Annotated in this window: 24 protein-coding genes; all 24 read left to right on the top strand. The window is 60.9% G+C overall.

Annotation, left to right across the window (positions count from 1 at the left end; genetic code table 11):
* The coding region (locus LC343_RS25355) for an EF-Tu C-terminal domain-related protein (RefSeq protein WP_487345357.1) at positions 1-108 on the top strand (108 nt) is incomplete at its 5' end.
* Between the two features lie 72 nt (positions 109-180).
* Positions 181-489 (top strand): 30S ribosomal protein S10, encoded by a 309-nt coding sequence (rpsJ, locus tag LC343_RS14500; RefSeq protein WP_072606015.1) that lies wholly within the window; start codon positions 181-183, stop codon positions 487-489.
* A 28-nt stretch (positions 490-517) separates the two neighbouring features.
* Positions 518-1234 (top strand): 50S ribosomal protein L3, encoded by a 717-nt coding sequence (gene rplC, locus LC343_RS14495; protein WP_223477865.1) that lies wholly within the window; start codon positions 518-520, stop codon positions 1232-1234.
* Complete coding sequence (gene rplD, locus LC343_RS14490; RefSeq protein ID WP_223478097.1) at positions 1234-1854, top strand: 50S ribosomal protein L4; 621 nt, start codon at positions 1234-1236, stop codon at positions 1852-1854. The genes rplC and rplD overlap by 1 nt, the downstream gene beginning before the upstream one ends.
* Positions 1851-2144 carry a 50S ribosomal protein L23 gene (locus LC343_RS14485; protein WP_223477864.1) on the top strand — a complete coding sequence of 98 codons (294 nt, stop codon included), beginning with the start codon at positions 1851-1853 and terminating at the stop codon, positions 2142-2144. Before rplD ends, LC343_RS14485 begins: the two co-directional genes overlap by 4 nt.
* A gap of 25 nt (positions 2145-2169) precedes the next feature.
* Positions 2170-3003: a 50S ribosomal protein L2 gene (gene rplB, locus LC343_RS14480; RefSeq protein ID WP_223477863.1), complete on the top strand. Its 834-nt coding sequence runs from the start codon at positions 2170-2172 to the stop codon at positions 3001-3003.
* A gap of 19 nt (positions 3004-3022) precedes the next feature.
* Positions 3023-3301 (top strand): 30S ribosomal protein S19, encoded by a 279-nt coding sequence (gene rpsS, locus LC343_RS14475; RefSeq protein ID WP_223477862.1) that lies wholly within the window; start codon positions 3023-3025, stop codon positions 3299-3301.
* Between the two features lie 2 nt (positions 3302-3303).
* The gene (gene rplV / locus LC343_RS14470) at positions 3304-3693 is read left to right on the top strand and encodes a 50S ribosomal protein L22 (protein ID WP_223477861.1); all 390 of its coding nucleotides are present in this window, start codon (positions 3304-3306) and stop codon (positions 3691-3693) included.
* The gene (gene rpsC / locus LC343_RS14465) at positions 3693-4397 is read left to right on the top strand and encodes a 30S ribosomal protein S3 (RefSeq protein ID WP_223477860.1); all 705 of its coding nucleotides are present in this window, start codon (positions 3693-3695) and stop codon (positions 4395-4397) included. The genes rplV and rpsC overlap by 1 nt, the downstream gene beginning before the upstream one ends.
* A gap of 24 nt (positions 4398-4421) precedes the next feature.
* A complete protein-coding gene (gene rplP / locus LC343_RS14460) occupies positions 4422-4835 on the top strand; it encodes a 50S ribosomal protein L16 (RefSeq protein WP_223477859.1) in 414 nt (137 codons plus the stop codon).
* Positions 4836-4846: 11 nt separating this feature from the next.
* A complete protein-coding gene (gene rpmC / locus LC343_RS14455) occupies positions 4847-5044 on the top strand; it encodes a 50S ribosomal protein L29 (protein WP_223478096.1) in 198 nt (65 codons plus the stop codon).
* A 1-nt stretch (position 5045) separates the two neighbouring features.
* Complete coding sequence (gene rpsQ / locus LC343_RS14450) at positions 5046-5288, top strand: 30S ribosomal protein S17 (RefSeq protein WP_223477858.1); 243 nt, start codon at positions 5046-5048, stop codon at positions 5286-5288.
* A 66-nt stretch (positions 5289-5354) separates the two neighbouring features.
* Positions 5355-5723, top strand: a complete 369-nt coding sequence (rplN, locus tag LC343_RS14445; protein WP_223477857.1) for a 50S ribosomal protein L14 — start codon at positions 5355-5357, stop codon at positions 5721-5723.
* A gap of 11 nt (positions 5724-5734) precedes the next feature.
* The gene (rplX, locus tag LC343_RS14440) at positions 5735-6046 is read left to right on the top strand and encodes a 50S ribosomal protein L24 (protein ID WP_223477856.1); all 312 of its coding nucleotides are present in this window, start codon (positions 5735-5737) and stop codon (positions 6044-6046) included.
* Positions 6039-6596, top strand: a complete 558-nt coding sequence (gene rplE, locus LC343_RS14435) for a 50S ribosomal protein L5 (RefSeq protein ID WP_223477855.1) — start codon at positions 6039-6041, stop codon at positions 6594-6596. The genes rplX and rplE overlap by 8 nt, the downstream gene beginning before the upstream one ends.
* A 27-nt stretch (positions 6597-6623) precedes the next feature.
* Complete coding sequence (gene rpsN, locus LC343_RS14430) at positions 6624-6929, top strand: 30S ribosomal protein S14 (RefSeq protein WP_223477854.1); 306 nt, start codon at positions 6624-6626, stop codon at positions 6927-6929.
* Between the two features lie 12 nt (positions 6930-6941).
* Positions 6942-7340 carry a 30S ribosomal protein S8 gene (rpsH, locus tag LC343_RS14425; protein WP_223477853.1) on the top strand — a complete coding sequence of 133 codons (399 nt, stop codon included), beginning with the start codon at positions 6942-6944 and terminating at the stop codon, positions 7338-7340.
* A 44-nt stretch (positions 7341-7384) separates the two neighbouring features.
* A complete protein-coding gene (gene rplF, locus LC343_RS14420) occupies positions 7385-7918 on the top strand; it encodes a 50S ribosomal protein L6 (protein ID WP_223477852.1) in 534 nt (177 codons plus the stop codon).
* A 12-nt stretch (positions 7919-7930) separates the two neighbouring features.
* Positions 7931-8293 carry a 50S ribosomal protein L18 gene (gene rplR / locus LC343_RS14415; RefSeq protein WP_223477851.1) on the top strand — a complete coding sequence of 121 codons (363 nt, stop codon included), beginning with the start codon at positions 7931-7933 and terminating at the stop codon, positions 8291-8293.
* 41 nt (positions 8294-8334) lie between these two features.
* Complete coding sequence (gene rpsE, locus LC343_RS14410) at positions 8335-8904, top strand: 30S ribosomal protein S5 (RefSeq protein WP_223477850.1); 570 nt, start codon at positions 8335-8337, stop codon at positions 8902-8904.
* A gap of 60 nt (positions 8905-8964) precedes the next feature.
* Positions 8965-9162 carry a 50S ribosomal protein L30 gene (gene rpmD / locus LC343_RS14405; RefSeq protein ID WP_223477849.1) on the top strand — a complete coding sequence of 66 codons (198 nt, stop codon included), beginning with the start codon at positions 8965-8967 and terminating at the stop codon, positions 9160-9162.
* Between the two features lie 17 nt (positions 9163-9179).
* Positions 9180-9659, top strand: coding sequence for a 50S ribosomal protein L15 (gene rplO, locus LC343_RS14400; protein ID WP_223477848.1), 480 nt, complete (start codon positions 9180-9182; stop codon positions 9657-9659).
* Between the two features lie 157 nt (positions 9660-9816).
* The gene (gene secY, locus LC343_RS14395; RefSeq protein WP_223477847.1) at positions 9817-11157 is read left to right on the top strand and encodes a preprotein translocase subunit SecY; all 1341 of its coding nucleotides are present in this window, start codon (positions 9817-9819) and stop codon (positions 11155-11157) included.
* Positions 11154-11738: an adenylate kinase gene (locus LC343_RS14390; RefSeq protein WP_223477846.1), complete on the top strand. Its 585-nt coding sequence runs from the start codon at positions 11154-11156 to the stop codon at positions 11736-11738. Before secY ends, LC343_RS14390 begins: the two co-directional genes overlap by 4 nt.
* Positions 11739-11844: the final 106 nt, after the last annotated feature.

Here is an 11844-nt window from a genome sequence, read left to right as displayed (position 1 = left end):
AATGTCGAGCTGATCGTGCCGATCGCGATGGAAGACCGCCTGCGCTTCGCTATCCGCGAAGGCGGCCGCACCGTCGGTGCCGGCATCGTCGCGAAGATCATCGAATAGGCGAGCAAAAGTGTTTTGAGGGAGCGCGGCACGAGCTGCCGCGCTTTCCTTCTTGAATAAGGAACAGTCGTAATGAACGGCCAGAACATCCGCATCCGCCTGAAGGCGTTCGACCACCGGGTCCTCGATGCATCGACGCGTGAAATCGTGTCGACCGCTAAGCGGACCGGTGCGAGCGTACGCGGGCCGGTGCCGTTGCCGACACGGATCGAGAAATTCACCGTGAACCGGTCTCCGCACATCGATAAGAAAAGCCGCGAGCAGTTCGAAATGCGCACACACAAGCGCCTTTTGGATATCGTTGATCCGACACCGCAGACCGTGGACGCGCTGATGAAGCTCGATCTGGCGGCCGGCGTTGATGTCGAGATCAAGCTCTGAGCGGGCCGGATTGGGGAAGGATGAACCAATGCGTTCAGGAGTAATCGCACAGAAGCTGGGCATGACCCGCGTCTACAATGACGACGGCGAGCAGCTGCCGGTGACCGTTCTTCGTATGGAGAACTGCCAGGTGGTGGCCCAGCGTACAGAAGACAAGAACGGCTACACCGCGGTGCAGCTCGGTTCGGGCTTTGCGAAGGTGAAGAACACCTCCAAGGCAATGCGCGGGCATTTCGCCAAGGCGTCCGTCGAGCCGAAGCGCAAGTTGGCCGAGTTCCGCGTTTCGCCGGACAACATGATCGATGTCGGCGCCGAGCTGACGGTCGAGCATTTCGTTCCGGGCCAGAAGGTCGACGTGACCGGCACGACGCAGGGCAAGGGCTTCCAGGGTGTCATGAAGCGCCACAACTTCGGTGGTGGCCGCGCGACGCACGGTAACTCGCTGTCGCACCGTTCACATGGTTCGACCGGCATGTGCCAGGATCCCGGCAAGGTGTTCAAGGGCAAGAAGATGGCCGGTCACATGGGCGCGACCCGGGTGACGACGCAGAACCTCGAGATCGTCTCGACCGATGCGGACCGTGGCCTGATCCTCGTTCGTGGCGCCGTCCCCGGCTCCAAGGGTGCATGGATCCTCGTCCGCGACGCCTTGAAATCGAGCCTGCCGGACAATGCACCGAAGCCGGCCGCATTGCGCGCGGGTGCAGAAGCTCCGGCTTCGCAGAGCGCTGAAGGGGCAGAATGATGGAACTCAAAGTGACGACACTTGCCGGCAAGTCCGCCGGTTCCGTATCGGTCTCCGACGAGGTTTTCGGCCTCGATCCGCGTGTCGACCTGATGCAGCGCGTTGTGCTTTGGCAGCTTGCCAAGAAGCAGCAGGGCACGCATCAGGCCAAGGGCCGTGCCGACATCTCCCGCACTGGTGCGAAGATGTTCCGCCAGAAGGGTACGGGCCGCGCCCGTCACTCCTCCGCGCGCGCTCCGCAGTTCCGCGGCGGCGGCAAGGCACACGGGCCGGTTGCTCGCAGCCACGAGACAGTGCTTCCGAAGAAGGTTCGCGCGCTCGGCCTGCGTCATGCGCTGTCGGCCAAGGCCAAGTCGTCCGACCTGATCATCATCGATGATCTGAAGGCGGGCGACGCGAAGACCAAGACGCTGCTCGGTCAGCTTTCCGGCCTCGGCTTGGAGAATGCACTGGTTATCGGCGGTGCCGAGCTGGACGGTAATTTCAAGAATGCGGCATCCAACATTCCGCAGATCGACGTGCTGCCGGTGCAGGGGATCAATGTCTACGACATCCTTCGCCGCAACAAGCTGGTTCTGTCGAAGGCTGCTGTCGAGGCTCTCGAGGAGCGGTTCAAATGACGGATATTCGCCACTATGACGTGATCGTCTCTCCGGTGATCACCGAGAAATCGACGCTCGTGTCGGAACACAACCAGGTCGTCTTCAATGTCGCCCGCGATGCTTCGAAGCCTGAGATCAAGGCTGCAGTCGAAGCGCTGTTCGGCGTCAAGGTGAAGTCAGTCAACACGCTGCTTCGCAAGGGCAAGGTGAAGCGGTTCCGCGGCATCACCGGCAAGCAGAGCGACGTTAAAAAGGCGGTCGTGACCCTCGTCGATGGTCAGTCCATCGACGTCGCGACCGGGCTCTAACCGGTCGGCCGAGAGGTAATTTGTTATGGCAATGAAAACATTCAAACCGACGTCTCCGGGCCAGCGCCAGCTGGTGACGGTCGACCGTTCCGGCCTGCACAAGGGCGGTCCGGTCAAGGCGTTGACCGAAGGCCTGACGAAGTCGGGCGGCCGCAACAATGCGGGCCGCATGACTTCGCGCAACAAGGGCGGCGGTCACAAGCGCACGTATCGCATCATCGACTTCAAGCGCCGCAAGACCGGCGTCGAAGCGACGGTGGAGCGCATCGAATACGATCCGAACCGGACCGCGTTCATCGCTCTCCTGAAATATGATGACGGCGAACTGTCCTACATTCTCGCACCGCAGCGCCTGCAGGCGGGCGACCGCGTGGTGTCGGGCGAGTATGTCGACGTGAAGCCGGGCAACGCGATGGAACTTGGCCGCATGCCGGTCGGCACCATCGTGCACAACGTGGAAATGAAGCCGGGCAAGGGCGGTCAGATCGCCCGTTCGGCTGGTTCCTACGCACAGCTCGTTGGTCGCGACCAGGGCATGGCCATTCTGCGCCTCAACTCTGGTGAACAGCGCCTGGTTTCGGGCCGCTGCTTCGCCACGGTCGGTGCGGTTTCCAACCCGGATCACGGCAACATCAATCTGGGCAAGGCGGGTCGTTCTCGCTGGCTCGGTCGTCGCCCGCATGTCCGCGGCGTTGTCATGAACCCGGTCGATCACCCGCATGGCGGTGGTGAAGGCCGTACGTCCGGCGGTCGTCATCCGGTGACGCCGTGGGGCAAGCCCACCAAGGGCAAGCGTACCCGTTCGAACAAGTCGACAGACAAGTTCATCATGCGCTCGCGTCACCAGCGCAAGAAGTAACCGAGAGAGGAAAAGCCTAATGGCTCGTTCAGTATGGAAAGGCCCGTTCGTCGACGGCTATCTTCTCAAGAAGGCTGACAAGGCCCGTGAGAGCGGTCGTCACGACGTTATCAAGATCTGGAGCCGCCGTTCCACGATCATGCCGCAGTTCGTCGGCCTGACCTTCGGCGTCTACAATGGTTCGAAACACATCCCGGTGGCGGTCAACGAAGACATGGTCGGCCACAAATTCGGTGAATTCGCTCCGTCCCGGACCTATTACGGTCACGGCGCGGACAAGAAGGCAAAGAGGAAGTAACCATGGGCAAGCCCAAGGCACCGCGCCGGCTGGCCGACAACGAAGCGCGTGCGGTTACCCGCACCATCCGTGTCAGCCCGCAGAAGCTCAACCTGGTTGCGGCCATGATCCGCGGCAAGAAGGTCGATTCGGCGCTCGCTGACCTGACCTTCTCGCGCAAGCGCATCGCCTCGACCGTCAAGAAGACGCTCGAATCCGCGATCGCCAATGCCGAGAACAATCACGACCTCGATGTCGACGCTCTGGTTGTCGCCGAGGCCTATGTCGGCAAGTCGATCGTGATGAAGCGCTTCATGGCGCGAGGCCGTGGCCGCGCAAGCCGCATTCAGAAACCGTTCTCTCACCTCACCATCGTCGTGCGTGAGCAAGAGGAAGCAGGGGAGGCCGCGTAATGGGTCAGAAAATCAATCCGGTCGGCCTTCGCCTCGGCATCAACCGTACCTGGGATTCGCGTTGGTACGCGAACACCGGCGAATATGGTGAGCTGCTGCACGAGGATCTGAAGATCCGCGAGTACCTGATGAAGGAACTCAAGCAGGCCGCCGTGTCGAAGATCGTGATCGAGCGTCCGCACAAGAAGTGCCGCGTAACGATCCACTCGGCGCGTCCGGGCATCATCATCGGCAAGAAGGGTGCGGACATCGAAAAGCTGCGCCGCAAACTGTCGGAGTTCACGTCTGCGGAAACGCACCTCAACATCGTTGAAGTGCGCAAGCCGGAAATCGACGCGAACCTCGTGGCCCAGTCGATCGCACAGCAGCTGGAGCGCCGCGTTGCGTTCCGCCGCGCCATGAAGCGCGCCGTTCAGTCGGCGATGCGTCTCGGCGCCGAAGGCATCCGCATCAACTGCGCGGGTCGTCTCGGCGGCGCGGAAATCGCTCGTACCGAATGGTACCGCGAGGGTCGCGTTCCGCTGCACACGCTGCGCGCCGATGTGGACTACGGAACCGCCGAAGCCGAGACGGCTTACGGCATCTGCGGGATCAAGGTCTGGATCTTCAAGGGCGAGATCCTCGAGCACGATCCCATGGCGTCGGAGCGTCGGGCAACCGAATCCGACAACCAGGGCTCTGGCCGCCGTCGCGAAAACGCGTAAGCGGACAGTTTGGAGTAGAATTCGATGTTGCAACCAAAACGGACAAAGTACCGCAAACAGTTCAAGGGCAAGATCCATGGCGATGCCAAGGGTGGAACCGCTCTGAACTTCGGTGAATATGGCCTGAAGTCGCTCGAACCGAACCGCGTCAACGCCCGCGAGATCGAGGCGGCCCGCCGCGCGATCACCCGTCACATGAAACGTGCCGGCCGCGTGTGGATCCGCATCTTCCCGGATGTGCCGGTTACGTCGAAGCCGACCGAGGTTCGCATGGGTAAGGGCAAGGGTTCCGTCGATTATTGGGCGGCCAAGGTCAAGCCGGGCCGCGTGATGTTCGAAATCGACGGCGTTCCGGAAGATATCGCGCGTGAGGCACTGCGTCTCGGCGCCGCGAAGCTTTCGGTCAAGACGCGCTTTATCCAGCGCATCGCCGAGTAGGAGTGGAGCCGATGAAAGCCTCTGATGTTAAGGCCATGAGCGCCGACCAACTCGCCGACGAGTTGGCCAAGCTCAAAAAGGAACAGTTCAACCTGCGCTTCCAGAAAGCGACCGGTCAGCTGGAGAAAACCTCGCGCGTACGCGAAGTGCGTCGCGACATTGCCCGTATCAAGACGATTGCCGCGGAAAACGCGGCCAAAGGGAAGTAAGATGCCAAAACGCGTTCTGCAGGGCACCGTTGTCAGCGACAAGAACGACAAGACCGTTGTGGTCAGGGTCGAGCGCCGCTTCACGCACCCGCTGTTCAAGAAGACCGTGCGCCGTTCCAAAAAGTACAAGGCGCACGACGAAAACAACCAGTTCAAGACCGGTGACACCGTTTTCATCCAGGAAAGCGCGCCGATCTCGAAGGACAAGTGCTGGGTGGTCGTCACCGACCAGCCTGCGTCCTGAACCTAAACCGCAATACATGCGGCTTCCCAGGAAGCCAGCTGGACACATTTTAAAAGGCAGCCAGTCATGATTCAGATGCAAACAAACCTCGATGTCGCCGACAATTCCGGCGCCCGTCGTGTTCAGTGCATCAAGGTGCTGGGCGGCTCGAAGCGCAAATATGCTTCCGTGGGCGACGTGATTGTCGTTTCGGTCAAGGAAGCCATTCCGCGCGGCCGCGTCAAAAAGGGCGACGTCATGAAAGCCGTCGTCGTCCGCACCGCGAGCGATATTCGCCGTGCCGACGGTAGCGTGATCCGCTTCGACAAGAATGCGGCCGTGATCGTCGACAACAAGAAAGATCCGGTCGGCACGCGTATCTTCGGCCCCGTTCCGCGCGAACTTCGCGCCAAGGCGCACATGAAGATCATCTCGCTGGCGCCGGAAGTTCTGTAAGGAGAGACACGATGCAGAAGATCCGCAAGGGCGACGAAGTCGTCGTGCTCACCGGCAAGGACAAGGGCCGCAAAGGTTCGGTCCTCCAGGTTATGCCGAAAGACAACCGTGCGGTTGTTTCCGGCGTCAATGTCGTCAAGCGCCACCAGCGCCAGACGGCCGGCAGCGAAGGCGGCATTATCTCGAAAGAGGCCCCGATCGACCTGTCGAACCTGGCCTTGCTCGACCCGAAAGACTCCAAGCCGACCCGCGTCGGCTTCCGCATGGAAGGCGAACGCAAGGTTCGCTTTTCCAAACGTTCCGGAGAAGTGATCGATGGCTGACGCTAAGTACCAACCACGGCTCAAGAAGCTCTACGGCGATACCGTTCGCAAGCAGATGCTCGAAGAGTTCGGCTACAAGAACGAGATGGAAATCCCGCGCGTGACGAAGATCGTCGTCAATATGGGCGTCGGCGAAGCGACTGCGGATTCCAAGAAGCCGACATCGGCCGCTGAGGATCTTTCCCTCATCACCGGCCAGAAGGCTGTCATCACGCGTGCCCGCAACTCGATTGCCGGCTTCAAGGTGCGTGAAGACATGCCGATCGGCACGAAAGTGACACTGCGCGGAGAGCGCATGTACGAGTTCATGGATCGCCTGGTCAACATCGCGCTGCCGCGCGTTCGCGACTTCCGCGGCCTGAACCCGAAGAGCTTCGACGGACGTGGCAACTTCGCCATGGGCCTGAAGGAGCACATCGTGTTCCCCGAGATCAATTACGACAAGGTCGATCAGATCTGGGGAATGGACGTCATCGTTTGTACGACGGCGAAAACGGACGACGAGGCCCGGGCTCTGCTCAAGGCTTTCAACTTCCCGTTCCGTCAGTAACGGCAAGCGTTAAAAGGATAAGTTCGCATGGCAAAAGTCAGCGCAGTCGAAAAGAACAACCGCCGCCGCAAGCTGGTGGATCAGTATGCCGCGAGGCGCTCGGCGCTGAAGGCGATCGTGATGGATCGCTCGAAGCCGATCGAAGAGCGTTTCCGCGCGACCATGAAACTCGCAGAATTGCCGCGCAATTCCGCCAAGGTGCGCGTGCGCAACCGTTGCGAGGTTTCCGGGCGTCCGCGCGGTTACTACCGCAAGCTCAAGATGTCTCGTATCGCATTGCGCGAACTCGGTTCGCTCGGTCGTGTACCGGGCGTCGTGAAATCCAGCTGGTAAGGGGAATTCAAGATGTCCATGTCAGATCCTCTTGGCGATATGCTGACCCGCATCCGTAACGGGATGCACCGTTCCAAGGACCGTATCTCGACGCCGGCTTCGAAGCTGCGCGGGAACGTGCTCGAAGTGCTGAAATCCGAAGGCTACATCCGCGATTATTCGCAGGTGGAGTATTCCTCGGGCAAGGCCGAGTACGAAATCGAGCTGAAGTACTTCGACGGTACGCCGGTCATCCGGAAAATCGAGCGCGTGTCCAAGCCGGGCCGCCGCGTCTATGTCGGGGTCAAGTCGATCCCGCACGTCGCGAACGGCCTTGGCATTTCGATCCTGTCGACGCCGCAGGGCGTGATGGCGGATCACGAAGCACGTGAAAAGAATGTTGGCGGGGAGCTGCTTTGCCGCATCTTCTGATGCGTCTTGCAAGCCAGAAACCCAGTAAACGGACAGGTTGAAAAATGTCGCGTATTGGAAAAAGGCCGGTAGCTATTCCGGACGGTGTCACGGCGAGCGTTGACGGTCAGACCGTGACGGCAAAGGGCCCGAAGGGCGAACTGAAGTTCGTCGTCAACGACGAAGTTCTGGTTTCGCTGGAAGAAGGCGCGGTCGCCGTTCAGCCGAAGGACCAGTCGAAGGTCGCACGCTCCAAGTGGGGCATGTCGCGCACCATGATCTCCAACATCATGGAAGGCGTGAAAAACGGCTTCGAGCGCAAGCTCGAGATCAACGGCGTTGGTTATCGTGCGGCCATGCAGGGCAAGAACATCCAGCTTTCGCTGGGTTTCAGCCACGAGGTCGTCTACCAGGTTCCGGAAGGCATCTCGGCCGCAACGCCGAAGCCGACTGAAATCGTGCTGACTGGCATCGACAAGCAGCAGCTTGGCCAGGTCGCCGCCGAGATCCGCGGATATCGGTCACCGGAGCCCTACAAGGGCAAGGGCGTCAAATATGCGGAAGAGACCATCATCCGCAAAGAAGGCAAGAAGAAGTAGGGATTGCGCGCCATGGCTAGCAGAAAAGAAACGATCTCGCGCCGCGCGCAGCGCGTACGCCGCCAGATCAAGAAGGTCGCCAACGGTCGTCCGCGCCTGTCGGTTCACCGTTCGTCGAAGAACATCTATGCACAGGTTATCGATGATGCCGCCGGCCGTACGCTGGCTGCCGCTTCGACGCTCGAAGGCGACCTCAAGGGCTCGCTGAAGACCGGTGCCGACGCAGCTGCTGCGGCGGCTGTCGGCAAGCTGATCGCCGAGCGCGCCGTCGAGGCTGGCGTCAAGGACGTCGTCTTCGATCGCGGTGCATACATCTATCACGGCCGCGTCAAGGCGCTCGCCGATGCCGCCCGCGAGGGCGGGCTGAACTTCTAAATTTCAACCCCGTGCTTCCGGAAAAGAAAAAGGACTAGGATATGGCACAAAACGATCGTGGAGGTCGCGGACGCGACCGTGGTCCACGCGATGAGGTTGAGAGCGAGTTCGTAGACAAGCTCGTTCACATCAACCGCGTTGCAAAAGTCGTGAAGGGTGGCCGCCGTTTCGGTTTCGCCGCACTCGTCGTCGTTGGCGACCAGAAGGGCCGCGTTGGTTTCGGTCATGGCAAGGCGCGCGAAGTGCCGGAAGCCATCCGCAAGGCGACCGAATCCGCCAAGCGCGACATGATTTTCGTGCCGCTACGTTCCGGCCGTACGTTGCATCATGACGTCGAAGGCCGTCATGGCGCCGGCAAGGTTCTGCTGCGCGCGGCAACGCCCGGTACCGGGATCATCGCGGGTGGCCCGATGCGCGCCGTCTTCGAGACGCTCGGCGTCCAGGACGTCGTCGCCAAGTCGCTCGGCACGTCGAACCCGTACAACATGGTTCGCGCCACGTTTGATGCCCTCAAGCGCCAGATGCATCCGAAGGACATCGCGGCACAGCGCGGCCTCAAATATTCCACGCTTCAGTCTCGCCGCCGCGAGCTGATCGGCGCCGAAGAATAGATCGATCGTGCTCCTGGCTTTCGGCAACGAGGGCAGGGGTCATTGGAAGGAAACTGACTGATGGCTGACACCAAGAAGGGCACGATCACGGTCGAACAGATCGGCAGCCCGATCCGCCGGCCGGCCGACCAGCAGAAAACGCTGATCGGTCTCGGCCTTAACAAGATGCACCGTCGCCGTACGCTGGAAGATACTCCGGCCGTGCGCGGCATGATCCGCAAAGTCCAGCACCTCGTCCGCGTTGTGGACGAGGCCTGATAGCGGGGAGACGAACAATGGATTTGAACGAACTGCGCGACAATGAAGGCGCACGCACCTCCCGCAAGCGGGTGGGACGCGGTATCGGTTCCGGCAAGGGAAAGACCGGTGGACGCGGCGTGAAGGGTCAGAAGTCCCGTTCCGGCGTAGCCATCAAGGGCTACGAAGGCGGTCAGATGCCGATCTACCGGCGTCTTCCGAAACGCGGCTTCAACAACATCTTCGCCAAGGACCTCAACATCGTTTCGGTTGGCCGCATTCAGGCCGCGATCGATGCTGGCAAGCTTGACGCCAAGAAGACCGTCGATGCCGCGGCCCTGGCCGAAGCCGGCGTGATCCGTCGCGTCAAGGACGGCGTGCGCGTGCTGGCCGATGGCGAGCTGAAGGCCAAGGTGACCTTCGAGGTCGCCGGCGCTTCGAAGTCTGCGGTCGAGAAGATCGAAAAGGCCGGTGGCTCCGTCACGGTCCTGGCAGCCGCGAAACAGGCAGCCGAGTGATACCGGAGGGCGGCGGAGATATCCGCCGCCCTTTCTTCACATGTTTCTTTACTTGCGTCTCCCCGGCATGGCGCTTATCTCCGCACTGACGTGCGTTGGCCCGGCCGGCCGCATTTCCGGCGATTGACCGGCCCACGCCGAACCGGAGAATTCTTCAATGGCATCTGCAGCAGAACAGCTGGCATCCAACCTGAACTTCGGCGCCTTCGCCAAGGCCGAAGAGCTGAAAAAGCGTATCTGGTTTACGCTCGGCGCACTCCTCGTCTACAGGCTGGGTACTTACATCCCGCTCCCCGGACTCGACATGAATGCCTTTGCGCAGGCGTTCGACAACCAGTCGGGCGGTATTCTGGGGATGTTCAACATGTTCTCCGGCGGCGCCGTCCAGCGCATGGCGATCTTCGCGCTCGGCATCATGCCCTATATCTCGGCCTCGATTGCCATCCAGCTCATGACGTCGGTCATTCCGTCGCTGGAGCAGTTGAAGAAAGAGGGCGAACAGGGCCGCAAGGTCATCAACCAGTACACGCGCTACGCAACGGTTCTGCTCGCGACGCTGCAGGCCTACGGCATCGCCGTCGGTCTCGAAAGCGGCAGCGGCATCGTCGCGGATCCGGGCTGGTTCTTCCGTATTTCCACGGTGATCACGCTTGTCGGCGGCACCATGTTCCTGATGTGGCTCGGTGAGCAGATCACCGCCCGCGGTATCGGTAACGGCATCTCGCTGATTATCTTCTCCGGCATCGTCGCCGGTCTTCCGAGCGCCATTGCCGGTACGCTGGAACTCGGCCGCACGGGCGCGCTTGCGACCGGTGTGATCCTTGCGATCATCGTTGTGGCGATCGTGGTTATCGGCGCGATCGTGTTCGTGGAACGCGCGCAGCGCCGCCTTCTGATCCAGTATCCAAAGCGGCAGGTCGGCAACCGGATGTTCCAGGGCGACACGTCGCACCTGCCATTGAAGCTGAATACCGCGGGCGTCATTCCGCCGATCTTCGCATCGTCGCTTCTGTTGCTGCCTGCGACGTTGGCCGGTTTCTCGGATTCCTCGACATTGCCTGAATGGGCGACCGCGATCCTGGCCGCGCTCGGGCACGGACAGCCGCTCTACATGCTGTTCTACGCCTCGATGATCGTGTTCTTCGCGTTCTTCTACACGGCGATCGTCTTCAATCCGGAGGATACCGCCGACAATCTGAAGAAGCATTCGGGCTTCATTCCGGGGATTCGTCCGGGTGCGCGCACGGCGGAATATATCGACTACGTGCTGACGCGCATCACGGTGGTCGGCGCGATCTATCTCGTGCTGGTCTGCATGTTACCCGAATTTCTAATAGCGTCGACGGGAGTGCCGTTCTATCTCGGCGGTACGTCGCTGCTGATTGTCGTGAGCGTTACCCTTGATACCGTTGCACAGGTGCAGGGGCATTTGATCGCCCATCAGTATGAAGGCCTGATCAAGAAGTCGAAACTGCGCGGGGGAAAACGCGGACGATGAAACTTATACTTCTGGGACCGCCCGGCGCGGGCAAGGGAACGCAGGCGCAGCGCCTGGTCGAGAAATACTCCATTCCGCAGCTTTCCACCGGCGACATGCTGCGTGCTGCGGTAAAGGCGGAGACCGAGGTCGGTCTTCGCGCCAAGGCAGTCATGGAAGCGGGGGAACTGGTTTCGGACGAGATCGTGAATGCGATCGTTTCCGACCGGATCGACGAGGCTGATTGCGCCAACGGTTTCATCCTTGACGGATATCCGCGCACGCTCGCCCAGGCCGATGCGGTCGAGGCGATGCTTGCCGCGAAAGGCACGCATCTCGATGCGGTCATCGAGCTCGTTGTCGACGACAAGGCGCTGGTCGGCCGGATCATGAAGCGGGCCGAGGAGGCGAAAGCCGCCGGTCAGCCGGTCCGCAAGGATGACACGCCGGAGGTGTTCGACGAGCGGCTTCGCGAATACTACAAGAAGACGGCTCCGCTCACAGGCTACTACCATGCCAAGGGCATGCTGAAGAACGTCGATGGCATGGACACGATCGAGGGCGTAACCGCTCAGATCGAAAAGGTTCTGGCTTCGCTCTGATGCGCCTTTAACAGATTGTAAAAACGGGGTTGACGGAATCGCCAGCCCGTGCAATAGCGTCGCATCCTCCCTGCAAGATAGGACATTGAGTGCCTTCGTGGCGCGA

It is taken from the genome of Oricola indica (assembly GCF_019966595.1).
Lineage (GTDB): Bacteria > Pseudomonadota > Alphaproteobacteria > Rhizobiales > Rhizobiaceae > Oricola > Oricola indica.
The sequence above is the reverse complement of the archived record's forward strand: the minus strand, read 5'-3'. Positions and strand labels throughout refer to the sequence as shown.

What these genes read in the sequence shown, in the direction of transcription:
- rpsJ (WP_072606015.1), top strand. Translation starts at nt 181, where the DNA reads ATGAACGGCCAGAACATCCGCATCCGCCTGAAGGCGTTCGACCACCGG.
- rplC (WP_223477865.1), top strand. Translation starts at nt 518, where the DNA reads ATGCGTTCAGGAGTAATCGCACAGAAGCTGGGCATGACCCGCGTCTAC.
- rplD (WP_223478097.1), top strand. Translation starts at nt 1,234, where the DNA reads ATGGAACTCAAAGTGACGACACTTGCCGGCAAGTCCGCCGGTTCCGTA.
- LC343_RS14485 (WP_223477864.1), top strand. Translation starts at nt 1,851, where the DNA reads ATGACGGATATTCGCCACTATGACGTGATCGTCTCTCCGGTGATCACC.
- rplB (WP_223477863.1), top strand. Translation starts at nt 2,170, where the DNA reads ATGGCAATGAAAACATTCAAACCGACGTCTCCGGGCCAGCGCCAGCTG.
- rpsS (WP_223477862.1), top strand. Translation starts at nt 3,023, where the DNA reads ATGGCTCGTTCAGTATGGAAAGGCCCGTTCGTCGACGGCTATCTTCTC.
- rplV (WP_223477861.1), top strand. Translation starts at nt 3,304, where the DNA reads ATGGGCAAGCCCAAGGCACCGCGCCGGCTGGCCGACAACGAAGCGCGT.
- rpsC (WP_223477860.1), top strand. Translation starts at nt 3,693, where the DNA reads ATGGGTCAGAAAATCAATCCGGTCGGCCTTCGCCTCGGCATCAACCGT.
- rplP (WP_223477859.1), top strand. Translation starts at nt 4,422, where the DNA reads ATGTTGCAACCAAAACGGACAAAGTACCGCAAACAGTTCAAGGGCAAG.
- rpmC (WP_223478096.1), top strand. Translation starts at nt 4,847, where the DNA reads ATGAAAGCCTCTGATGTTAAGGCCATGAGCGCCGACCAACTCGCCGAC.
- rpsQ (WP_223477858.1), top strand. Translation starts at nt 5,046, where the DNA reads ATGCCAAAACGCGTTCTGCAGGGCACCGTTGTCAGCGACAAGAACGAC.
- rplN (WP_223477857.1), top strand. Translation starts at nt 5,355, where the DNA reads ATGATTCAGATGCAAACAAACCTCGATGTCGCCGACAATTCCGGCGCC.
- rplX (WP_223477856.1), top strand. Translation starts at nt 5,735, where the DNA reads ATGCAGAAGATCCGCAAGGGCGACGAAGTCGTCGTGCTCACCGGCAAG.
- rplE (WP_223477855.1), top strand. Translation starts at nt 6,039, where the DNA reads ATGGCTGACGCTAAGTACCAACCACGGCTCAAGAAGCTCTACGGCGAT.
- rpsN (WP_223477854.1), top strand. Translation starts at nt 6,624, where the DNA reads ATGGCAAAAGTCAGCGCAGTCGAAAAGAACAACCGCCGCCGCAAGCTG.
- rpsH (WP_223477853.1), top strand. Translation starts at nt 6,942, where the DNA reads ATGTCCATGTCAGATCCTCTTGGCGATATGCTGACCCGCATCCGTAAC.
- rplF (WP_223477852.1), top strand. Translation starts at nt 7,385, where the DNA reads ATGTCGCGTATTGGAAAAAGGCCGGTAGCTATTCCGGACGGTGTCACG.
- rplR (WP_223477851.1), top strand. Translation starts at nt 7,931, where the DNA reads ATGGCTAGCAGAAAAGAAACGATCTCGCGCCGCGCGCAGCGCGTACGC.
- rpsE (WP_223477850.1), top strand. Translation starts at nt 8,335, where the DNA reads ATGGCACAAAACGATCGTGGAGGTCGCGGACGCGACCGTGGTCCACGC.
- rpmD (WP_223477849.1), top strand. Translation starts at nt 8,965, where the DNA reads ATGGCTGACACCAAGAAGGGCACGATCACGGTCGAACAGATCGGCAGC.
- rplO (WP_223477848.1), top strand. Translation starts at nt 9,180, where the DNA reads ATGGATTTGAACGAACTGCGCGACAATGAAGGCGCACGCACCTCCCGC.
- secY (WP_223477847.1), top strand. Translation starts at nt 9,817, where the DNA reads ATGGCATCTGCAGCAGAACAGCTGGCATCCAACCTGAACTTCGGCGCC.
- LC343_RS14390 (WP_223477846.1), top strand. Translation starts at nt 11,154, where the DNA reads ATGAAACTTATACTTCTGGGACCGCCCGGCGCGGGCAAGGGAACGCAG.